General features: G+C 73.0%; 18 protein-coding genes. 14 read left to right on the top strand and 4 right to left on the bottom strand.

From position 1 onward, the window contains the following. Positions 1-54 precede the first annotated feature (54 nt). A complete protein-coding gene (locus ACIBK9_RS06455; RefSeq protein ID WP_397155652.1) occupies positions 55-678 on the top strand; it encodes a TetR/AcrR family transcriptional regulator in 624 nt (207 codons plus the stop codon). On the opposite strand, the gene ACIBK9_RS06450 is transcribed toward ACIBK9_RS06455, so the two are convergent. Continuing rightward, complete coding sequence (locus ACIBK9_RS06450) at positions 675-1,469, bottom strand: N-acetylmuramoyl-L-alanine amidase (protein ID WP_397155650.1); 795 nt, start codon at positions 1,467-1,469, stop codon at positions 675-677. The two genes, ACIBK9_RS06455 and ACIBK9_RS06450, sit on opposite strands and share 4 nt — an antisense overlap. A gap of 1 nt (position 1,470) precedes the next feature. Beyond that, positions 1,471-3,090, bottom strand: coding sequence for a carbamoyltransferase C-terminal domain-containing protein (locus ACIBK9_RS06445; protein WP_397155648.1), 1,620 nt, complete (start codon positions 3,088-3,090; stop codon positions 1,471-1,473). Between the two features lie 223 nt (positions 3,091-3,313). On the opposite strand from ACIBK9_RS06445, the gene ACIBK9_RS06440 reads away from it, so the two are divergent. The 4 genes from ACIBK9_RS06440 to ACIBK9_RS06425 all read left to right on the top strand — a co-directional run bounded on the left by ACIBK9_RS06440 (position 3,314) and on the right by ACIBK9_RS06425 (position 6,788). Beyond that, the gene (locus ACIBK9_RS06440) at positions 3,314-3,811 is read left to right on the top strand and encodes a hypothetical protein (protein ID WP_397155646.1); all 498 of its coding nucleotides are present in this window, start codon (positions 3,314-3,316) and stop codon (positions 3,809-3,811) included. Between the two features lie 199 nt (positions 3,812-4,010). Then, positions 4,011-4,643 carry a GPP34 family phosphoprotein gene (locus ACIBK9_RS06435; RefSeq protein ID WP_358291795.1) on the top strand — a complete coding sequence of 211 codons (633 nt, stop codon included), beginning with the start codon at positions 4,011-4,013 and terminating at the stop codon, positions 4,641-4,643. Between the two features lie 55 nt (positions 4,644-4,698). Beyond that, on the top strand, positions 4,699-6,183 hold the full coding sequence (locus ACIBK9_RS06430) for an APC family permease (RefSeq protein WP_387671327.1): 1,485 nt from the start codon (positions 4,699-4,701) through the stop codon (positions 6,181-6,183). Continuing rightward, on the top strand, positions 6,180-6,788 hold the full coding sequence (locus tag ACIBK9_RS06425) for a GNAT family N-acetyltransferase (protein ID WP_397155643.1): 609 nt from the start codon (positions 6,180-6,182) through the stop codon (positions 6,786-6,788). Before ACIBK9_RS06430 ends, ACIBK9_RS06425 begins: the two co-directional genes overlap by 4 nt. Here the strand turns inward: ACIBK9_RS06425 and ACIBK9_RS06420 are convergent. Beyond that, a complete protein-coding gene (locus ACIBK9_RS06420) occupies positions 6,778-8,748 on the bottom strand; it encodes a hypothetical protein (protein ID WP_397155641.1) in 1,971 nt (656 codons plus the stop codon). The genes ACIBK9_RS06425 and ACIBK9_RS06420 overlap by 11 nt on opposite strands. 229 nt (positions 8,749-8,977) lie before the next feature. On the opposite strand from ACIBK9_RS06420, the gene ACIBK9_RS06415 reads away from it, so the two are divergent. Next, positions 8,978-10,108 (top strand): alkaline phosphatase PhoX, encoded by a 1,131-nt coding sequence (locus ACIBK9_RS06415; protein ID WP_397155639.1) that lies wholly within the window; start codon positions 8,978-8,980, stop codon positions 10,106-10,108. 109 nt (positions 10,109-10,217) lie between these two features. Then, positions 10,218-11,072 (top strand): SGNH/GDSL hydrolase family protein, encoded by an 855-nt coding sequence (locus tag ACIBK9_RS06410; protein ID WP_397155637.1) that lies wholly within the window; start codon positions 10,218-10,220, stop codon positions 11,070-11,072. 49 nt (positions 11,073-11,121) lie between these two features. On the opposite strand, the gene ACIBK9_RS06405 is transcribed toward ACIBK9_RS06410, so the two are convergent. Beyond that, entirely contained in the window at positions 11,122-12,327 is a 1,206-nt protein-coding gene (locus ACIBK9_RS06405; RefSeq protein ID WP_397155635.1) for a PucR family transcriptional regulator, read from the bottom strand. A 185-nt stretch (positions 12,328-12,512) separates the two neighbouring features. On the opposite strand from ACIBK9_RS06405, the gene ACIBK9_RS06400 reads away from it, so the two are divergent. From ACIBK9_RS06400 to ACIBK9_RS06370, 7 genes are all read left to right on the top strand, one after another. Then, the gene (locus ACIBK9_RS06400; protein ID WP_397155633.1) at positions 12,513-15,041 is read left to right on the top strand and encodes a glycoside hydrolase family 9 protein; all 2,529 of its coding nucleotides are present in this window, start codon (positions 12,513-12,515) and stop codon (positions 15,039-15,041) included. A 75-nt stretch (positions 15,042-15,116) separates the two neighbouring features. Beyond that, on the top strand, positions 15,117-15,440 hold the full coding sequence (locus ACIBK9_RS06395) for a PadR family transcriptional regulator (RefSeq protein ID WP_189651648.1): 324 nt from the start codon (positions 15,117-15,119) through the stop codon (positions 15,438-15,440). After that, entirely contained in the window at positions 15,437-16,342 is a 906-nt protein-coding gene (locus tag ACIBK9_RS06390) for a hypothetical protein (RefSeq protein ID WP_397155631.1), read from the top strand. The genes ACIBK9_RS06395 and ACIBK9_RS06390 overlap by 4 nt, the downstream gene beginning before the upstream one ends. Before the next feature lie 33 nt (positions 16,343-16,375). Further along, positions 16,376-17,272, top strand: coding sequence for a hypothetical protein (locus ACIBK9_RS06385; protein WP_397155629.1), 897 nt, complete (start codon positions 16,376-16,378; stop codon positions 17,270-17,272). A gap of 7 nt (positions 17,273-17,279) precedes the next feature. Beyond that, positions 17,280-19,052, top strand: coding sequence for a peptidoglycan-binding protein (locus tag ACIBK9_RS06380; protein WP_397155627.1), 1,773 nt, complete (start codon positions 17,280-17,282; stop codon positions 19,050-19,052). Next, entirely contained in the window at positions 19,045-19,731 is a 687-nt protein-coding gene (locus ACIBK9_RS06375; protein ID WP_397155625.1) for an ABC transporter ATP-binding protein, read from the top strand. The genes ACIBK9_RS06380 and ACIBK9_RS06375 overlap by 8 nt, the downstream gene beginning before the upstream one ends. Beyond that, positions 19,731-20,909: an ABC transporter permease gene (locus tag ACIBK9_RS06370; RefSeq protein ID WP_352358800.1), complete on the top strand. Its 1,179-nt coding sequence runs from the start codon at positions 19,731-19,733 to the stop codon at positions 20,907-20,909. Before ACIBK9_RS06375 ends, ACIBK9_RS06370 begins: the two co-directional genes overlap by 1 nt. The last annotated feature ends 1 nt before the right edge of the window (position 20,910 follow it).

Here is a 20,910-nt window from a genome sequence, read left to right as displayed (position 1 = left end):
AGTACGGAACTGTCCAGTACTATGCGAACTCATGATCGAAAAGGTGGCGTGACGGTGACCGACGAGGACGGCCGGACGGCCCGCAAGCGCAGGCAGATCCTGGACGCGGCGCGCGCGGTGTTCCTGCGCAACGGCTACGTGGGCGCGAGCATGGACGAGGTCGCCTCGATCGCCGCGGTCTCGAAACAGACCGTCTACAAGCATTTCAGCGACAAGGAACAGCTCTTCACCACGATCATCCTCGACACCACGGCGCAGATCGAGGGCCTGGCCAAGCTGATCACCGAGTCGCTGGAGGGCAACGACGACCTGGAGAAGGGGCTGCGCAAGCTGGCTCACGAGTTCCTGGCCTCGATCATGCAGCCCGACGTGCTGCGGCTGCGACGGCTGATCATCGCCGAGGCCGACCGCTTCCCCGACCTCGGCCGCACCTGGTACGAGCAGGGCTTCGAGCGTTCGCTGGAGAGCATGTCCACGGCCTTCGGCCGCCTGGCCGGGCACGGCCTGCGTCCCATGGACGACCCGCGGCTGGCCGCCGACCACTTCGTCGGCCTGCTGCTGTGGATCCCGGTGAACAGGGTCATGTTCGCGGGCGGCGGCGAGCACCACACCGAGGCCGAGCTCGACCGGCTCGCCGACGCCGCCGTCGAGGTCTTCCTGCGCGCCTACGGGGCCTAACCGGTCAGGAACTGCTTGAGCCCGGCGGCCAGCGCGCCGGCCATCTCCCCGCGGAACTCCCCGTCGGACATCTTGGCGGCGTCGCCCGGGTTGGCCATGTTGCCGCACTCGATGAACACCGCCGGGCGGGTGGACAGGTTGAGCCCGCCCAGGTCGGTGCGGGTCTGCAGGCCCTGCTCGCCGGTGTAGGTGGCGTACGGCAGGCCGGTGCCGTCGCGGAAGGCGTTCCGGACGGCCACGCCGAGCTTCCTGGACGGCTGGATGATCGCGTCGTTGTGCCCGGCCACCAGGCCCGGCAGGATCACGTGGAAGCCGTGGCCCGCCGGCGGCGCGCCGTCGGCGTGGATGGACAGGACGGCGTCCGCCCGCGCCTTGTTGCCGATGGCCGCCCGCTCGTTGATGCAGGGGCCGACGCCGGTGTCGTCCGGCCTGGTCAGCACCACCTTGGCGCCCATGTCTTCGAGCAGCGGCTTCAGGCGGTTCGCGACGTCCCAGGTGAAGGCGTGCTCGGTGTAGCCGGCGGCGGTCTGGGTGCCGGTGGTGTTGCAGGGTTTGCGTCCGGTGATGATGTCGACCGGGCGGCTGATCTCCTTGGGATGGGAGGCGTTGCCGCCGTTGTGCCCGGGGTCGAGCACGACGACCTTCCCGGCCAGCGCGTTCCGCGTGCTCTGCGACGGCGAGCCGGAGGTCACGACCACCCCCTGGGTGGTGCGCACGGGGCCGCCGCCGCAGGCCGCCGACAGCGCGGCCAGGGCGGTCAGCAGCACCGGGACGGCCGGGTGAACGCGCATGCTAGTCGCGGTCCCAGTTCAGGCCGGGCACCGGCGGCTCCTCGCGCTTGCGGATCAGGTACGGCGGCATGACCAGGGCGTGCAGGTTCGTCGAGAGCAGGGTGCCGATCGACTGCTCGGGCGTCTCGGTCAGCGGCTCGCCAGGGCCGTTGAGCGAGGCGTTGACCAGCACCGGGGAGCCCGTGGCCGCGTGCCACGCGGTCAGCAGGGCGTGCAGGAACGGCGTGGCCTGCTCCTCCACGGTCTGGATCCGCGCCGTGCCGTCCACGTGGGTCACGCCCGGCAGGCTCGCGCGGTGCTCGGGACGCACGTCCACGACGCACTGCAGGAACGGGGCCGGGCGGTCGACGCCGAAGAGGCTCTCGGCGTGCTCGGCCAGCACCAGCGCGGCCAGCGGGCGGAACCACTCGCGGCCCTTGACCTCGAAGTTGACGTAGTCCTGCATGTCCGGCCTGGCCGGGTCGGCGAGCACGCTGCGGTTGCCGAGCGCGCTCGGGCCCGACTCGCTGCGGCCCTGGTGCAGGCCGACGACCCGGCCGCTCTCCAGCAGCGACACGGTCGCGCCGACGAGGTCCGCCGGCTGCTCGGCCACCAGGCCGTCCGGCAGGCTCCGCACCGCTGCGGTGATCTCGGTCTCGTCCGGGTCGGGGCCGAGGAAGTCGTCGGTCCAGCGGAAGCGGCTCTCGACGCCGAGGCATTCGATGAGCCCGTACAGGGCGCAGCCCACGGCGGTGCCGCCGTCGTGCGGGCTCGGCGGAATGAACACCTCGCGGAACGGCGACTCGCGGACGATCCGGCCGTTGGCCGTGGCGTTGAGCGCGGCGCCGCCGGCGTAGACCAGCCGGTCCAGGCCGGTCTGCCCGTGCAGCCAGGCGACCACCTGGGCCAGGGCGTTCTCGAAGACCCGCTGGCCGGCCGCGGCCAGGTCCGCCGCCCGGGAGAAGCGCTCGCCGCCGGGCTCGTAGACGTAGGCGTCCCGCTGGGCGAAGGTCTCGATCCACTCCTCGGGGATGAACACCTCGTGGCCGCGTACGTCGAGGTCGGGCAGGCCGTACACGTACGCGTCGCCGAACGGGGCCAGGCCCATGACCTTGGCCTCGTTGCCCTCGCCCTCGGGCCACAGCAGCCTGGTCAGCAGGGTGTAGAAGCAGCCGAGGCCGGTCGGCCGGGCCCAGTCGCCGTCCCAGAGCTGCTTGGCCAGGCACTCGACCGGGCCGCCGCGCTCGCAGCGGTAGAACGAGGCGACCTCCAGCATGTCGTCGCGGGTGCCCTTCGGCAGCCGGACCGGCTCGGTGAAGTCCCTGACCCGGCTGCCCTGCGCGCCGATCACCAGGCCCGCCGCCCGGTCGAACGGCGAGGGCGGGAACGCGCTGTAGAGGTGGCTGAGATGGTGGGAGACCAGGACGACCCGGGCGTCCTCCTTGAGGCTCAGCGTCTCGCGCAGCTCCTCCTCGTAGGCGTCCTTGTGCTCGATCTCGGCGTCGGCGGCGTATCCCTCGACCACGAGGTCCACGGGCTCCTTGAGCAGCGGCATCTCGGGCAGGTACAGGTCCGGCAGGTCGCCCAGACGGCCCCAGTGGTGCCTGCGCCGGGTGATGCGCTCCTTCTGCAGGCTGTACATGCCCGACTCGCCCACAGCGACAGCAACAGAACCATCCTGAGTACGATTTATGCCGACAACGATAGGAACATCCGTCATCTCTGGTGCCTCCTGGGCTGTGATCACCGGCACCAGTACCCGGGCCTGGGACAAGACCATCCCTCAACCGCGTAACGGACACGTCAGCCCGCAACCGCCCGCGAACCGGGCGAACTTGTGCGCCGGGCGCGCAGTCAAACCCTGCATGACGACGAAGCACATCATCGCGGCGGCGACCCTCGCGACGGGCGTCGCGCTGGCCGGGATCGCCTCCCCCGCGCTCGCCGCCCCCGCCTTCGGCCCCCAGGGATACGGCGGGGTCACGCTGGGCATGAGCGCCAAGGCCGCCCAGGCCACCGGGAAGATCGTCCACAAGCCCGGCCTCGACTCCCCCACCTGCTCCGGCTGGGACCTCAAGGCCCAGCGGACCGGCCGCGACGCGGTCGGCCTCTTCATCTCCAAGAAGCAGGGCGTGGCGATCATCTTCGCCCCGAAGGGCGCCAAGACGCCGCAGGGCATCGGCATCGGCTCGACCAACGCCCAGCTCAAGCGCGCGTACGCGAACAAGCTGCGGACGGCCGCGAGCGGCTTCCCGTACGTCGCCGTGCCGGGCAACGCCAAGGCGCACTACTACTTCCTGCTCCGCGGCGGCAAGATCTACGAGATGGGCCTGGCCCTCGACAAGCAGGACTGCGCGAACTGACGATCCGAACCCCCGGCGACCATCGGTTGACGGGCCCGATCGGGCGGCACCGGCTTCTCCATGAAGCCGGTGTTTTTTATTTCCCGATAAATAGGGTCTAGCCCGGAGATGCGGGTTTTTGGTACAAATTGCCGCTGGCGGCTACACGCTGCTTCCTGAACCGGTCATCCACCAATTCCTATAGTGAGCGGGCCGATTTTTGCTTGCCGATGATTTCTTCTTCGTCTGCTGGGACGCGACGGGCTCGGGCAAGCCTCGGCTGCACGTCCCGGGCGTGGCGCTCGGCCTGGCCGGGGCGCTGCTCGCGGAGCTGGTGCTGGAGCAGCGGATCACCGTCGAGGGGGTCCGGCTGCGAGTGGTCGACCGGCGCCGGGTCCCGGACGAGCTGACCGGAAAGGTGCTGACCGAAATAGGCAATTCCCCGCAGCACACCGATGTGCGGACCTGGCTGGCCTACCTCGCACAACGCTCGGTCACCGAAGTAACCAGCCGGTTGATGGGTAATGGTCTGCTCGACCGCGAATCCCCGAGGCTGCTCAAGCGTAAACAATTCCGCTATTTCTCCACCGACTTCAACCGGGCCATGTGGCCCTCCGCCCGGCTGCGGCTCGCGCTGGTGAAGTGGCAGCCGCTGACCCCGCACGACATGGCGCTGGCGGCGCTGGCCGAGGCCTGCGACCTGACCGACGTCGTCGTCGAGGACCCGGCCGACCGGCGCGGCGCCCACCAGTACCTGACCACGGTGCTGGCCGCGATGCCCCAACCGCTCAGCGACCTCGGCCGCCAGGTGAGCGCGGCCGTCGGCGACGCCGTCCTGACCTACCGGACGTGAGCCCCGGACCGCCGACCCGACCACACCGCACCTGAACCCCCCAGAAAGGAACGCGATGCCCTCCGCGAGATCCGGCGCCGCGCCCGACCCGATCGCCGGCGCCCTGGCCGCCGACCGGCTCGGCGCGCCCTCGGTCGTCTACTTCGTCCTGTCGGCCGCCGCGCCGCTCACCGTCGTCGCCGGCGTGATCACCACCGGCTACGCCGTCACCGGCATCACCGGGCTGCCGATCGCGTTCCTGGTCGTGGGCGCGGTGCTGGCGGTGTTCGCGGTCGGGTACGTGGCCATGGCCCGACACATGGCCAACGCCGGCGCGTTCTACACCTACGTCAGCCGGGGCCTCGGCCGTCCGGCGGGCATCGCGGCGGCCTGGGTGGCGCTGATCGCCTACAACGCCCTCCAGGTCGGCCTGTACGGCGCCTTCGGCGCGGCGGCCACCCCGCTGCTCGAACGCTGGTTCGGCGGCGCGCCGCCCTGGTGGGCCATCTCGTTGGTCGCCTGGGCGCTGGTGGGCGTACTCGGGCTGATGCGGGTGGACGTCAACGGGCGACTGCTGGCCGTCCTGCTCACCGCCGAGGTGGCGGTCATCCTGCTGTTCGACCTGGCGGACCTGGTCAACCCGGCGCGGTCGGGGTTCTCGGCCGAGACGCTGTCGCCCGCGGCGCTGTTCGTGCCGGGGGTGGGGGCGCTGCTGGTCATCGCGACGCTCGGGTTCGTCGGGTTCGAGTCGTCGGTGGTGTTCTCGGAGGAGAGCCGGGATCCGCGGCGTACCGTGCCGCTGGCCACGTACGCGTCGGTGGCGATCATCGCGGGTCTGTACGCGCTGTCGTCGTGGGCGATGACGGTCGCGACGGGACCGGCGGACATCGTCGCCGCCGCGCGCCGCGACCAGGCCGAGACGATCTTCATCATCGCGAACCAGCACCTCGGCGGCGCGGTCGTGGACATCGCCCGGGTGCTCTTCGTCACCAGCGTGTTCGCCGCCATGATCTCCTTCCACAACACCACCGCCCGGTACTTCTTCGCGCTCGGCCGCGAGCGGGTGCTGCCCGCCTTCTTCGGCCGCACCCGGCCGCGCAGCGGCGCGCCCCGGTCGGGCTCGATCGCGCAGACCGTGCTCGGGCTGGTCGTCATCGTGGTCTACGCGGTCCTGGGGCTCGACCCGCTGGTGCAGCTCTTCTTCTACGGCGGCTCGTTCGGCGGGTTCGGGGTGCTGCTGCTGGTGTTCGTGACCTCGATCGCGATCGTCGCCTTCTTCGCCCGGCAGCCGAGCGGGGAGAACCTCGCGCGGCGGTTCCTGGCCCCCGTGCCCGCCGCGCTGGCGCTGGCGGTGATGGTCTGGCTCGCGCTGGACAACTTCCCGACGCTGCTCGGGGTGCCCGAGGGCGATCCGCTCGCCTGGATCCTGCCGGTCGTGTACGCGGTGGCCGCCCTGTTCGGCGTGGGCTGGGCGCTGGTCCTTCGCACAGGACAGCCGAGCGTGTACTCGCTGGTGGGCATGGGCGCCAAGGCCGCCGCCACGCCGGAGGCCGTCCGTTGAGGCGCGGACAGGACGTGGCGGCGCACGACGTCCGCCGGGCGACGGCCGGGGACGCCGGCGCGGTCGCCGAGCTGATCGCGACCGCCTTCGCGCGGCTGCCCGCGGTGTCGTACCTGGTGCCCGAACCGGCCGGGCGGCACGAGATCATGGTGGCCGACTTCCTGATCCTGGTCTCGCACGCCATCGAGCACGGCGAGGTGGACCTGCTCGACGAGGGCCGCGCGGTCGCGGTCTGGCTGACGCACACCGCCGACGCGCCGCTGCCCGAGCCGCCCGACTACGACCGCCGCCTGACCGCCGCCACCGGCAGGTGGGCCGACCGCTTCCGGGTGCTGGACGAGCTGTTCGAACGGCACCACCCGGAGCCGCCGTACCACCACCTGGCGTTCCTGGCCGTGCACCCGGACCACCAGGGCCGGGGGCTCGGCTCGGCGCTGCTGCGCCGCCACCACGCCCTGCTGGACGGCGCGCCCGCCTACCTGGAGGCCAGCAGCGCCCGCAGCCGCGACCTGTACGCCAGGCACGGCTACCAGGCCGAGGAGCCGTTCGCGCTGCCCGACGGCGCGCTGTTCTGGCCCATGTGGCGGCCCGGCGTCACCGGGTGACGCAGGGCCCCTCGCAGACGTCGGCGACCACGCCGGTCTTGAGGAACACCGACTTCTGCAGCTGGGCGGCCGGGGTCCTGCGCGGCTTCTCGTGCGGGTCCTCGCCCTGCGTAGGCGGGGTGTTGGTGAGCGGCGGCGCAGGGGCGCCGCTGTCCCACATCACCAGGGCCGAGCCGGGATGGGCCCGGCCGCGGATGCCGGGGATGCCCCAGAACGGCACGACGTCCGGGCTGCGTCCCGGGGCGAGGGCCGGGGTCAGCAGCCGGGCGCCGACGGTGCGGGCCTCGACCTCGGCGGTGACCGTGGCCACCTGGTGGTCGCCGAAGGCCACGTGCATGAGCACCCGGTGCCGCGGCGTCCCCGGGTAGGGGCGGTCGGTCAGGTGGGCGGCGTAGCCGTCGGCCTCGCCGCGGTCCCACAACATCTGCATGAGCGCCAGGACGAGCTGCTGGTCCAGCTTGTCGGGGTAGGCCCGGTCGAAGGCGGCCTGGAAGGGGGCGGCGTCGGCGCTGCGGTTGAACAGGGTGCTGTAGTTCATGCCGGTCACGCCGAGCACGCCGCGCTCGATGTCCTTCGACAGCGCGACCAGCGCGCCGCCCAGGATGCCGCCCTGGCTGTTGCCGTCGTACACCAGGCCGTGGCGGGGGTCGATCAGCGGGCGGCCGCCGGCGGTGCGGAAGGCGGGGTGGGCGGCGAAGCCGTCGGGGGCGGTCATGGCGCGGCCCAGGAACATGAAGTCGAGGAAGCCCTGCAACGTGCGGTCGGGGATCGTGCCGAACCGGGAGATGTCGGTGAAGACGGAGACGACGTTCGGGATGTCCTCGTCGGCCATGCCGATCCACTTGGTGGCGCAGAAGAGGAAGCCGTGCTCCTGCGCCATGGTCTTCACGTTCGACGCGCCCACCTCGGCGTGCCTGCCGAGCAGGCCGTGGCCGTACAGGGAGGGCCGGGCGGGGCGGTCGAAGGCGACGCGGGGGATCTCGCAGCGGAAGGGCGCCACCTGCTCGTTGCCGGGCATGCGGGCCGGCAGGCCGTCCGGGCCGCGGTTGAGCGCCGACCCGGGCGGGCCGCCGGGCCGGTCGAGGTAGCTCGGCACGCGGAAGGTGCCCTCGACCCGGCGGGCGATCTGGGCGTCCTGCTCGGGGGTGAGGTCGGTGACCGAGGTGACCTCGAAGGCGGGCGCGCGGCCGCGCAGCGTGCGCAGGGCGTCGTCGCGCATGGCCAGCGCGGGACCGGCCAGGCCGCGCGCACTGGCGACGGTGAAGTCCCAGGCCAGGTAGAGGCCGCGGGTGCCGATGCCGGCGCGGCGCAGCGCGGACAGCGCGGGCTGGAGGCGGCGCTGACGGTCGTGCAGCTCGTGGTCCGGCGGCAGGGGCGGCCCGGCGACCGCGGCGAAGGCGGGGCTCGGCGGGATCGGGGCGCCGGCGGCGTCGCGGAGGTCGCGCAGGGCGACGGCGTACCGGTGGCCCTCGCTCAGGTTGCGGGCCGGGCGGACGATCAGGGCCTGGCGGTCGGCCGGCGCGTTCGCGTCGAGCTCGGCCCAGTACGGCCACCGCTCCCCCGTCACGGTGTCCAGCAGCACGACGGGCGCGTCCCGGTCCAGCGACCTGCCGATGTCGGTGATGGGCGCGGCACCCGTCCTGGCCAGGTCGAGCCCCGGCACCCTGGCCAGCAGCATCGAGCCCGGCGAGAAGCCGTCGTTCCTGTTCCACTCGGCGGGCGCGATCGGCACGCCGGCGACCGAGACCGGCATGGACCCGGCCGCGAAGGCCACCCGGCGGCCCGTGTCGGTGCCCCGGTCGGCGACGGTGAACCAGTCGTTCGGGAACGGCAGCAGGCAGGCCGCCGGATCGATCGGGTCGCAGCCGGACGGTTCGGGGACCGCCGAGGCCGGTGACGCCGGCGGGGCCGCGAGCGACGCGCAGGCCAGGGCGAGGACGGTGAGGAGACGGGGAAGCACGCGCACGGGCACCTCGGGGGCTGATCGAGGCCGGGGGTTCGGGCCATGGTGGATCGCGCCGGGGCCGCCGTCAATCGGCTTCGCGGAATGCCGCCCAGATTTGTGAGGCGTCACAGATTTGACCGTCCGGATTTACCGCCCTGTCCAGTTCACAGAAGGACGAGCAGGGCTCATCGTCATGTCTGCGAATTCAAACGACCTCGAACGACGCGAGCCACGTGGAGTGATGATGCGCCGTCGTACCTTCATCAGGACCGTCTCCGCGGCGGTCGCGTTCTCCGGGGCGATGTGGCACGACGCCGTCGCCTCCGCGGCGGGCGCGGGCGTGAGCCCGTACGGGCCGCTCGGCGCCCCGGACGCCAACGGCATGGCGCTGCCCGCCGGTTTCACCGGCCGGGTGGTGGCCAGGTCGGGCCGGGTCGTCGGCGGCACGCTGTGGCACCCCGCTCCTGACGGCGGCGCGTGCTTCGCCGACGGCTCCGGCTGGATCTACGTGTCCAACTCCGAGGTGCCGCTCGTGGGCGGGGCCTCGGCGATCAGGTTCAGGGCCGACGGCTCGATCGACCGGGCGTACCGGATCCTGAGCGGCACGAACCTCAACTGCGCGGGCGGCGCGACCCCGTGGGGCACCTGGCTGTCCTGCGAGGAGATCTTCCGCGGCAAGGTCTACGAGACCGACCCGTACGGCAACCGCTCCGCCCAGCAGCGCCCCGCGATGGGCAAGTTCAAGCACGAGGCCGCGGCCTGCGACCCCGACCACAAGGTCGTCTACCTGACCGAGGACGAGGGCGACGGCTGCTTCTACCGCTTCACCCCCACCACCTGGGGCGACCTGTCCAGCGGCCGGCTCGACGTGCTCTGCGGGATCGGCGGCGACAGCGTCGAGTGGCGGCCCGTGCCCGACGCGACGCCCGGCGTCTTCGACACCCAGACCAGGCACCAGGTCTCCGCGGCCCGGCACTTCAGCGGCGGCGAGGGCTGCCACTACGCCGCCGGGATCTGCTACTTCACCGCCAAGGGCGACCGCAAGGTCTGGGCCTACGACACCGCCCGGCAGACGGTCACCGCGGTCTACGAGGGCGGCGGCACCCTCGACGGCGTCGACAACATCACCGGCCGCCCGTCCGGCGACCTGTACGTGGCCGAGGACGGCGGCAACATGGAGATCAACATCATCACCCCCGACGGCGTGGTCGCCCCCGTCATGCGCCTGGACGGCCAGGCCAAGTCGGAGATCACCGGCCCCGCGTTCTCCCCCGACGGCACCCGGCTCTACTTCTCCTCCCAGCGCGGCACCAGCGGCGAGACCGCCGGGACCGGGGGGATCACGTACGAGGTGACCGGGCCCTTCCGCCGCTGACCAGCACGGCTTCACCCCACCGGGGCCGCTGACCGGCCCGGCCTCCGTCACCGGAGCCGCTGACCGGCACGGCCATCGCACCCCCCACCCTCCGCCGAAGGAGTCCTCCATGGTCCGACGGTTGCTCGTCCTGCTCTCCGCGACCGCCCTGGCGCTCGGCGTCGTGCCGCCCGCACACGCCGCCCAGGGCGAGGTGTACGTGGCGCTCGGCGACTCCGCCGCGTCGGGTCCCCTGGTGCCCAACCAGGTCGTGCCCGACCTCGGGTGCTGGCGTTCCGACCACAACTACGCCCATCTGACCGCCCAGGCCATCGGCGCCGCCACCTTCAGGGACGTCACCTGCTCCGGCGCCAAGACCCGCGACATGTACAACTCCCAGGGCACCGACCTCGGCAGCGTCGCGCCCCAGCTCGACGCGCTCAGCTCGGACACCACCCTGGTCACGGTGCAGATCGGCGCCAACGACGTCGGCCTGACCGGCTTCATCGAGGACTGCCTCAACCTGCTGCCCCCGCCCATCGGCGACGCCTGCAACGACGACTACGTCGTCGACGGCCAGGACTCCTGGCGGGTCAAGACCGACGCGCTGCGGCCCAAGCTGACCACGCTGGTGACCGACATCCGCGCCCGCGCCCCGCGTGCCCGGATCTTCATGGTCGGCTACGCCACCTACGCGCCGCCGAACGGCTGCTACCCGACCGTCCCGATCATCAAGGCCGACGCCAACTACATCCGCGCCACGCTCCAGTACTTCAACCAGATGCTGGCCGAGCAGGCCGCCGCCGCGGGCGTGTCGTTCGTCGACCTGCAGACGCCGAGCGTGGGCCACGACCCGTGCAAGGCTCCCGGCGTGCGCTGGATCGAGCCGTACGTGCCGGCCTCGCCCGCCGCCCCGTTCCACCCCAACGGTCTCGGGATGCGGAACTTCGCCACCGTGGTGACCGCCGCGGTGTCCGGGGTCTAACGCTCTGAATCGCGCGAGGGAGCCGTCCCCGCCCGGGGGCGGCTCCCGTTCACTTGCGGTGCTGTCGTCTGGCGGCCAGCGCGGCGCCGATGCGTTGCAGGTGGGCCGGGTCCACGGGGTCGAGGCCGGTCAGGCTGACGGCCCTGCGCAGGCGGTAGTCGACCGTGTTGGGGTGCACGTGCAGCAGCTCGGCCGTACGGCGGCGGTCGAGGCCGGTGTCCAGGTAGACCGTGAGCGTCCTGAGCAGGTCGGGGTTGTCGAGCAGCGGGTCGAGCAGCCCGGCGAGCACGGCGGTGGCCTGGCTCGGCCGGGTGAGCTGGTACTCCAGCAGCACGTCGGCCAGCCGGTAGGCGCCCGGCGGCTGCTCGAAGACCCGCACCACCTCCAGGACCTCCTCGGCCAGCTTGACCGCCTCCGGCACCCCGGGCGGCGCGGCGATCTCGGCCGCCGCCCACACCGGCACGCCGGCCGCCTTGGCCATCGCGGCGGCCGTCTCGCCGACCTCGTACCAGTCGGGGTCCTCGCCGGTGATGGGCACGAACACCAGGCCGCCCGTCGTGTCCAGCACCGACAGCACCGGCTCGGCCGCGCCCCGCTGGAGCGCCGTCCTGATCCGGTGGAGCTTGCGGCGGCCCGCGATCGACCCGCCCGGCTCGTCGCTCTCCTCGTCGGGATGCCGGCCCACGGCGAGCGCCAGCACCAGGTAGCGCGGGGCCAGCCGGACCCCGGCCAGGGCCGCCCGGTCGCCGCCGAGCAGCGCGGACACGGCGGCGTGCAGCGCGTGCTGCTCGTGGCTGAGCATCCCCTCGCGCTCCTCCAGGTACGCGGTGCACACGGCGGCCGTCACCGACTCCGTGTAGAGCAGGATCAGGCGGTTGGCCGTCAGCACGTCCGCGAAGTCGGCGGGCGTGGCCGCGGCGAACAGGTGCTCCCACACCTTGCGCGCGCCCAGGTGGTAGGCGGCCAGCAGGGCCTCCAGCGGCACGCCCTCCTGGGCCCGGCGGGCCGCCGACGAGCGCAGCGGGGCCAGCTCGGCCCTGGTGGGCGGGCGGCGGTCGCGGAACATGCGGGCGATCAGCCGCAGGTTGTGCTCGGTGATGACGGTGATCTCGCCGTCGAGCTCCTCCCTCGGCAGCCGCCGGTAGAGCGGGATCTCCTCGGCGAAGCCGCGGACGAGCTGCCTGGCCAGCTTGGCGGTCTGGCGTTCGAGCAACTCGTGCGCGACGCACCCGGCCAGGGTGAGGGCAGGGACCACGTTCCGAACCCTCCCAGAACATGAGCCGTCAGTGAAGGGCGGCCGACAGGCTCGGTCCGGGCCGGGGCGTGAAAGTTTCAGCGTCTTCCAGCACCGATGGCGGGCATCCGTTGACGGGGCGGCGGTGGGCAAGGAGGATCGGGATCGCTCCATTGGGAGCGCTCCCAACCCCCCGAAGGACCTCCATGACCCGATGCCGGGCCGCGCTGCTGGCCCTCCTCACCATGGTCGCCCTGTCCCCCGCCGCGTCCGCCCGCGCCGCCGACGAGGGACCCGAGCAGATCGTGAACGGCACCTTCGACGCCGGCACCGCCCCCTGGTGGAGCACCGGCAACACCACCCTGACCATCGACGGCGGCAGGCTGTGCGCCGACGTCCCCGGCGGCACCGCCAACCCCTGGGACGTCATCATCGGCCAGGACGGCGTCCCGCTGGTCGCCGGCGACACCTACGCCTACAGGTTCTCGGCCTCCGCCACCCCCGCCAAGGTCGGCAAGGCCCTGATCCAGCTCCCCGTGGACCCGTGGACGCAGTACCTGTCGGCCGCCCCGGAGCTGAGCGTCTCGGGCAACGACTACTCCTACACCTTCACCGCCCCGGTCTCGCTGCCGAACGCCCAGGTGGCGTTCCAGCTGGGCGGCAGCGCCGAGCCCTGGAGGTTCTGCATGGACGACGTGTCGCTGAAGGGCGGCGCCGAACCCGAGGTCTACGAGCCGGACACGGGCCCGCGCGTCCGCGTGAACATGGTCGGCTACCTGCCCTCGGGCCCGAAGAAGGCCACCCTGGTCACCGAGACCACCACACCCCTGGACTGGGAGCTGCGGAACGCCGCGCAGGAAAGGGTCGCGAACGGACGTACCGTCCCCAAGGGCATGGACGCCAGCTCCGGCCAGAACGTGCACACCATCGACTTCGGCTCCTACGCCAAGCCCGGCCAGGGCTACACGCTGACCGCCGACGGCGAGACCAGCAGGCCGTTCGACATCGGCGCGGACGTGTACGACTCCCTCCCCACGGACGCGCTGAAGTTCTACTACACCCAGCGCAGCGGCATCGAGATCCTCGACAGCCTGCGCCCCGGCTACGGACGCCCGGCCGGCCACGCGGGCACGCCCCCCAACCAGGGCGACACGGACGTGCCCTGCCAGGCGGGCGGCTGCGACTACACCCTGAACGTCAAGGGCGGCTGGTACGACGCCGGCGACCACGGCAAGTACGTCGTCAACGGCGGCATCGCGGTCCACCAGCTGATGGCGGCCTACGAGCGCGACCGGGCCGCCTTCACCGACGGCCAGCTCAAGATCCCCGAGAGCGGCAACGGCGTCCCGGACGTGCTGGACGAGGCCCGCTGGGAGCAGGAGTTCATCCTGAGCATGCAGGTGCCGGACGGCAAGCCATACGCGGGGATGGCCCACCACAAGGTGCACGACCAGAACTGGACCGGCCTGCCGCTGCTGCCGCACCTCGACCCGCAGAAGCGCGAGCTGCACCCGCCGTCCACGGCCGCGACGCTCAACCTGGCCGCGACGGCGGCGCAGGCGGCCCGGCTGTTCGCGCCCTACGACGCGGCGTTCGCGGCGCGGAACCTCAAGGCGGCGCGCAAGGCGTGGACGGCGGCCAAGGCGAACCCGGCCCGGTACGCCAGCCCCGCCGACGGCGTGGGCGGCGGCGCCTATGACGACGCCGACGTGACCGACGAGTTCTACTGGGCGGCGGCCGAGCTCTACCTCACGACGGGCGAGAAGGAGTTCGCGGACTTCGTGCTGGCCTCGCCGCACCACACCGGCGACATCTGGCGCGAGCGCGGCTTCGACTGGGGCAACACCGCCCAGCTCGGCCGGCTGGGCCTGGCGACCGTGCCCAACGCGCTGCCCGGCCGGGACAAGGTGCGGCAGTCGGTCGTCGAGGGGGCCGACAAGTACCTGGCGGTGCAGCGGGCGCACCCGTACGGGCTGCCGTACGCGCCGGCGGACTTCGACTGGGGCTCCAACAACCTGGTCCTCAACAACCTGGTCGTCCTGGCCACCGCCCACGACCTGACCGGCGAGGAGAAGTACCGGGCCGCCGTACGGGAGGGCATGGACTACCTGCTCGGCCGCAACGCGCTCAACATCTCCTACGTCACCGGCTACGGCGAGGTCTCCGCCCAGAACCAGCACAGCCGCTGGTACGCCCACCAGCTCGACCACGCGCTGCCCCACCCGCCGCGCGGCTCGCTGGCCGGCGGCCCCAACTCCGCCATCCAGGACCCGGTCGCCCAGCGGCTGCTGCGCGGCTGCAAGCCGCAGTTCTGCTACGTCGACGACATCGAGTCCTGGTCCACCAACGAGCTGACCATCAACTGGAACTCGCCGCTGGCGTGGGTGTCGGCGTTCCTGGCGGACAAGGGCGAGCAGTCGGCCTGCCGGGTGCGCTACTCGGCGCACGGCTCGTGGCCCGGCGGCTTCACCAGCCAGATCGTGATCGAGAACACCGGCCGGGAGAGCGTGAACGGCTGGACCCTGAGCTGGTCGTTCCCCGGCGGCCAGCGGATCAAGGAGGGCTGGGGGGCCGAGCTCGCCCAGTCCGGAGCGGTGGTGACGGCGCGCAGCCTCGGCTACAACGGCCGGATCAGGCCCGGCGGGTCCGTGACGTTCGGTTTCGTCGGCACGCACGCCTCGGGCCCCAACCCGGCCCCGGAGGTCTTCCGCCTCGACGGCGACCGCTGCCGGTGACGCGCGGCGCGGGCGGCCCTTCCGGGGGTCCGCCCGCGTTGCCCACACTCCGTTGAACGGAATACTGTCTCCCCCATGCCCAGGGGAACCTCAGAAGTCAGCGAGCCGATGTACTTCGTGCTCGCCGCGCTGCGCGCCGGACCGCTGCACGGCCACGCGATCAGCAAGTCGGTCAAGGAGCTGTCCGGCGGCCGGGTCCAGCCCTCCGTCGGCACGCTCTACGGCATCCTGGAACGCCTCAACGAGCGCGGCGTCATCACCGTCGACCGCGAGGAGACGGTCAACGGGCGCAACCGGCGCTACTTCCGCATCACCGACGAGGGCCAGGCGCTGGTGGAGGCGGAGGCGAGACGCATGCAGGCGGCCGCCTCGCTCGTCCTGCGGCCGTCGGCCGGATGACGGCCGTCGGGTCCGCGCGAGCCGCGTCCGCGCTCGAACGGCGTTACCGCAGGCTCCTGCTCGCCTATCCCAGGACGTACCGCGCGGCCCACGGTGACGAGCTGCTCGACGTGCTGCTCGAATCGGCCGCGCCGGGGCGGCGCGTCCCGGTGCCGCGCGAGGCGTGGGGGCTGCTCAGGGGCGGGGTGCGCAGCCGGATCGTCCACCTGGCGAGCGGCAGCCCCTGGCAGGACGGCGTGCACCTCGCCGTCACCGCCGTCGCGGCGGCGAACCTGGCCGCCCTGCTGCCCTACGCCGGCACGCTGCCGCTCTGGACGCTGCTGTCGGCGCTCACGCTGCTGGCGACCGTACGGGGACGGCTGCGCACGGCGGCGGCGCTGACGCTGCTCACCGGGGCCAAGGCGGTGGCGCTGGCCGGCGGGTGGTGGCAGCCGTTCGACACGACGCTGTTACCGGTCTATCCGACGTTCCTCCAGGTCCGGCCGTTGTTCATGGACAGCGACCCCTACCTGGTGGCGGGCACCTACGCGGTGGCGCTGGTCGGCCTGCTCGTGCTGCGGCGGGCGCCGCGCACGAGGTCGTGGTGGTGGTGGGCGGCGGTCGTCGCGGCGAGCTGGGCGGGCCCCGAGTGGATGGAGGACTCCACGAGGTTCCCGCTCAGCCTGAGCAGGCTGGTCGTGGAGGCGGCGGCGTTCGGGCTGGCGGCGGGGAGCGCCTACCTGGCCCGCGACCACCGGTGGACGCTGGCGGCGGCGATCTACCTGGCGACGGCGTCGGGCGAGCTGGTGCTGCACTCCGACGCCCTGACCCGGCAGCACCTGGCCTACTGGGGGGTGCTCGCGCTGCTGGTCGTGGGGGCCGCCTTCGCGCCCTTCCGCCAGCGGCGGCATTGCCTGGATTGACCATACTTCGTTAAACGGAGTATGGTCTCCGCCATGCTCAAGAGATCCCGCCTGGCCATCGCCATGTCGCTCTCGGCGGCCGTGCTCTGCGGCTGCGGGGGCGCCGCCGAGCCGACCGGCGGCGCCGAGACCGCCCAGCCGTCGCGGGCCGCCGCCGCCAAGGACAGGAAGCACCAGTTCGAGGCGGCCAAGGCCGACTGCATGAAGCAGAAGGGCTTCACGTACATGCCGTACGTGAAGCCCGAGGACAAGAGCGAGGACGAGCGCAAGCGCGCCTCCGGCGACTACCAGGCGATGAAGAAATATCGCGCCAAATACGGATTCGGCGTTTTCGCCCTACAGGTCTACCCCGGGGAGCTGGAAGGCCCCGGCGGCAAGAACGACCCGGACCCCAACATGAAGATCCAGGCAGACCTCTCCACCGCCCAGCTCACCGCCTACCACAAGGCCAAGGACGCCTGCGTCGTCACGGCCGCCAAGCAGGTCCTCGGCCTCACCCTGAAGTCGAACATCGACTACTTCTCCCAGATGGCCATCGCCCACAGGCGGGCGAAGGCCACCGAACTGGACGGTGACCCCGAGCTGGTCGAGCTGGCCGGCCCCATGGCCGCCTGCCTCAAGGGCAAGGGCTACTCGGTGGCCGACGCCAAGCCGTCGGCGCTCAACCAGCGCGGGGAGCGAGAGTTCATGCGCCGGCAGGACAAGCTGGGCCGCCAGCAGCAGAAGAACCTCCCCGAAGCCCCGAAGATGACCAAGGACACCGAGCAGTTCCACATTCCGGACCTCACCCCCGACGCCGCCAGGCCGTACCTCGTCCAGGAGGTCAAGGCGGCGCTGGACGACCTGGAGTGCGGCAAGGACTTCTACGCGGCCTACACGCCGAAGGAGACCGCCGTCCAGCGGAAGATCAACGACCGGTTCGCGTTCTGACGTCCTCATGAGATCCCCACGCAGGCTTGCGGCCGTCGTGCTCGCCGGGGTCGTGCTCGTCGCCCTGGCCGGGTGGGCGGTGAGCACCCGGCTGCGCTCGCCGGCCGACGAGGCGAGCAGGCGCGCCGCGCCCACACCGTCCCTGGTCACCGCCGCCGTCGAGCGGCGCAGGCTGGTCAGCACCGTGGTGGTCAACGGCACCCTCGAATACGGCTCGCCGCTGCCGGTCGGCCTGGCCGGGGCCGTCGGCGGCGCGTCCGAGCTGCAGCGGGCCACCAGGGCGCCGCGTCCCGGCCGGATCGCCGAGGGCGGGGTGCTGATGGAGGTCAACGGCCGGCCGGTGTTCGTCCTGCGCGGCTCGGTGCCGATGCACCGCACGATCACGCCGGGCAGCGAGGGCGACGACGTCACCCAGTTGCAGCGGGCGCTGCGCAGGCTGGGGCACCGCGCGCGGTCCACCGGCGTCTTCGACCGGGCCACGGTCGCCGCGCTCACCCGGCTCTACGCGGCCAAGGGGTACCAGGCCCAGCGGCCCACCCTCACCGACCGGCAGACCTACGAGACGCTGCGCAAGGCCGTACGGACCGCCAAGGAGACCCTGGCGGCCGAGCAGCAGGCGCTCGACCGGGGACGTGACGTGCTGCCGCTCAAGCTCAGGCTGAAGAACGCCAGGACCGGGCTCACGGTGGCCCGCCGCGCCCTGGCCGAGGCCCGGTCCCAGGAGCTGCCGCCGGCCGACGAGGCCCGGCTGTCGGCCGCCGACTCGGCGGTGCGGGCGGCCGAGGAGCGGCTGCTGGAGGCCGAGCAGGCCCTCGCCGCCGCCCGCACCCGCCCCACGAGCTCGCCCACGGCGGCCGCCACCGCTGCCCCCACTGCGGCCCCCACCGGCACGCCCGCGCCCGCCGCCACGGCCGCTCCCCAGCCCACGGCCTCGCCCGCCGACACGCGGCTGCTGGAGCTGCGGGTGGCCAACGCCCGCGCCGACCTGTCAGCCGCCCAGGAGGCCCGCGACCTGATCGTCAAGGAGGCCGAGCAGGCCCGCGCGGCCCGGGTCGAGCAGCTGCGCGCGGCCGTGCGCACCGCCCAGGAGACGCTGGCTACCGCCGAGCAGGCGCTGCGCCAGGCCAGGCAGCTCTCCCCCGCCCGGCTCAAGGTGACCGGCGCCCGCGCGGACGTGGCGGCGGCCGAGGAGATGCTGGCCGAGTACTCCCGCACGTACGGGGTCTCGATCCCGCCCGGCGAGGTGGTGTTCCTGCCGAAGCTGCCGGCCCGCGTGCGCAAGGTGTCGGTGAAGGCGGGGCAGCGCGTCGAGGGCGAGGTCGCCACCGTGACGAGCTCGTCGTTCGCGGTCACGGCGTCGGTCGAGGCGGCGGAGTCGGAGCTGCTGCGGGCGGGCATGCCCGCGACCGTCGAGCTGGACACCGGCCGGTCGTACCCGGCCCGGCTGACCGCCGTGGGCGACAAGGCGAGGGTGCCGGGCTCCGCGGCGGCCGAAGGCGGGGCGCAGCCCGTCCTGATCACGCCGGGCCCGGCCAAGGGGCTCAAGGCCGGGACCGCGGTGACCGCGCGGATCACCGTGGGGGCGACGAAGGACCCGGTGCTGGTGGTGCCCGTGGCGGCCGTGATCACCTCGGCCGACGGCAGGGCCCGGGTCCGGGTCGAGTACGCCACCGACAGGACCAGGGACGTCGAGGTCCGCACCGGCCTGTCCGCCGACGGGAACGTCGAGGTCACCGGCGCGCTCAAGGAGGGCGACCGGGTGGTGGTCGGCGATGCCTGAGCGGCGGGCCGAGCCGGTCATCGAGCTGACGGGGGTGTGCCGGCTGTACGCCGCGCAGCCGCCGGTCCGCGCGCTCGACGGCGTCTCGCTGCGGGTGGGCCGCGGCGACCACGTGGCCGTCATGGGCCCGTCCGGGTCCGGGAAGTCCACGCTGCTCAACGTGCTCGGCCTGCTCGACCGGCCGGACTCCGGCAGCTACCGCCTCGACGGCGCCGAGACCACCACGCTCCCCGACGGCGTCAGGACCAGGTTGCGCGGCGACCGGATCGGCTTCGTCTTCCAGTCCTTCCACCTGCTCGCCCACCGCACCGTGGTGGAGAACGTGATGCTCGCCGAGCTCTACACCCGGCGGCCGCGCAAGGGCAGGCGGGAGCGGGCCCTGGCGGCGCTCGACCGCGTCGGCCTCGGACACCGTACGGCGTTCGCGCCCGGCCGGCTGTCCGGGGGCGAACGTCAGCGCACGGCCATCGCCAGGGCCCTCATGGGCTCCCCGTCGCTGCTGCTGTGCGACGAGCCGACGGGCAACCTCGACAGCCGCAACACCGAGGCGGTGCTCGACCTGTTCGACGAGCTGCGGCGGCAGGGCCTGACCATCGTGGTCATCACGCACGAGCAGGAGGTCGGCGCGCGCGCCGAGCGGCGGGTGCGGATCACCGACGGCGTGCTGGTGGAGGAGTGATGGACCTGCGCGACCTGGCCGGCGAGGCCGTCGCCGGCCTGCTGGCCCGGCCGCTGCGCACGGCGCTCACCACGCTCGGCACCGTGCTCGGCATCACCACCCTCGTCGTGACGCTCGGCGTGGCCGCCACCGCGGGCAACCAGGTCGTGGGCCACTTCGACGCGCTGGTGGCCACGGCCATCACCGTCGAGGTGCCCGGCACGCCGGGCGCCCCCCTGGTGACCTGGGACGCGGTCGACCGGCTGACCAGGCTGCGCGGCGTGGAGTCGGCCGCCGCGCTGTCGGAGAGCGAGGACACCGCGAACCTGTCCGTGCGCTCCAACGACATCGTCGATCCGGCGCGCATCACCACGCAGTCGCTGCCGGTGGTCGCCGCGACCACCGGCCTTCCCGGAGCCCTGCGCGGCACGATGCTGCGCGGCAGGTTCTACGACGCCGGGCACGTCCGGCGCGGCGACCGGGTGGCGGTGCTCGGCGACCAGGCGGCCAGGCTGCTCGGGATCACCCGGCTCGACGGGGCGCCCGCGGTCTTCATCGGCAGCCACGCGTACACGGTGATCGGCGTGCTCGGCGGGCTGCGCCGGGAGCGCGACCTGGGCGCGGCCGTGTTCGTGCCGCCGACCGCCGGGGCCCGGTTCGGGCTGCGGACGGTCACCAGGGTGCTGGTCAACACCGGCCTGGGCGCCACCGCGCTGGTCGCGGGCCAGACGCCGGTCGCGCTCAGCCCCGGCAACGAGGACCTGCTCCAGGTGGTCGCGCCGCCCGGCCCCACCCGGGCCCGCGACGCCGCCCAGGACGACGTCAACGCGCTGTTCCTGATCCTCGGCCTGGTCTCGCTCGTCGTGGGCGCGGTCGGCATCGCCAACGTCACGCTCGTCACGGTGCTGGAACGGGTGCCCGAGATCGGGCTGCGCCGGGCGCTCGGCGCCGCCCGACGGCACGTCGCCGCCCAGTTCCTGCTGGAGTCGACGCTGGTCGGGCTGGCCGGCGGCGTGATCGGCACGAGCCTCGGCGTGGTCGCCGTGGTCGCCGTCTCGGCCGCCAGGGAGTGGACGCCGCTCCTCGACGCGCGGCTCGCGCTGGCCGCGCCGGTGGCCGGGGCGGTGGTGGGGTTGCTGGCCGGGCTCTATCCGGCGCTGCGGGCGGCGAAGATGCAGCCGGTGGACTCTCTGCGATAGC

It is taken from the genome of Nonomuraea sp. NPDC050227 (genome assembly GCF_044459705.1).
Taxonomy (GTDB): Bacteria; Actinomycetota; Actinomycetes; order Streptosporangiales; family Streptosporangiaceae; genus Nonomuraea.
This window is presented reverse-complemented; position numbering and strand designations above follow the sequence as displayed.

Coding starts and splice junctions, on each gene's coding strand:
- ACIBK9_RS06410 (WP_397155637.1), top strand. CDS start 10,218: ATGGTCCGACGGTTGCTCGTCCTGCTCTCCGCGACCGCCCTGGCGCTC.
- ACIBK9_RS06390 (WP_397155631.1), top strand. CDS start 15,437: ATGACGGCCGTCGGGTCCGCGCGAGCCGCGTCCGCGCTCGAACGGCGT.
- ACIBK9_RS06385 (WP_397155629.1), top strand. CDS start 16,376: ATGCTCAAGAGATCCCGCCTGGCCATCGCCATGTCGCTCTCGGCGGCC.
- ACIBK9_RS06430 (WP_387671327.1), top strand. CDS start 4,699: ATGCCCTCCGCGAGATCCGGCGCCGCGCCCGACCCGATCGCCGGCGCC.
- ACIBK9_RS06415 (WP_397155639.1), top strand. CDS start 8,978: ATGCGCCGTCGTACCTTCATCAGGACCGTCTCCGCGGCGGTCGCGTTC.
- ACIBK9_RS06395 (WP_189651648.1), top strand. CDS start 15,117: ATGCCCAGGGGAACCTCAGAAGTCAGCGAGCCGATGTACTTCGTGCTC.
- ACIBK9_RS06380 (WP_397155627.1), top strand. CDS start 17,280: ATGAGATCCCCACGCAGGCTTGCGGCCGTCGTGCTCGCCGGGGTCGTG.
- ACIBK9_RS06370 (WP_352358800.1), top strand. CDS start 19,731: ATGGACCTGCGCGACCTGGCCGGCGAGGCCGTCGCCGGCCTGCTGGCC.
- ACIBK9_RS06445 (WP_397155648.1), bottom strand. CDS start 3,090: ATGTACAGCCTGCAGAAGGAGCGCATCACCCGGCGCAGGCACCACTGG.
- ACIBK9_RS06450 (WP_397155650.1), bottom strand. CDS start 1,469: ATGCGCGTTCACCCGGCCGTCCCGGTGCTGCTGACCGCCCTGGCCGCG.
- ACIBK9_RS06400 (WP_397155633.1), top strand. CDS start 12,513: ATGACCCGATGCCGGGCCGCGCTGCTGGCCCTCCTCACCATGGTCGCC.
- ACIBK9_RS06440 (WP_397155646.1), top strand. CDS start 3,314: ATGACGACGAAGCACATCATCGCGGCGGCGACCCTCGCGACGGGCGTC.
- ACIBK9_RS06375 (WP_397155625.1), top strand. CDS start 19,045: ATGCCTGAGCGGCGGGCCGAGCCGGTCATCGAGCTGACGGGGGTGTGC.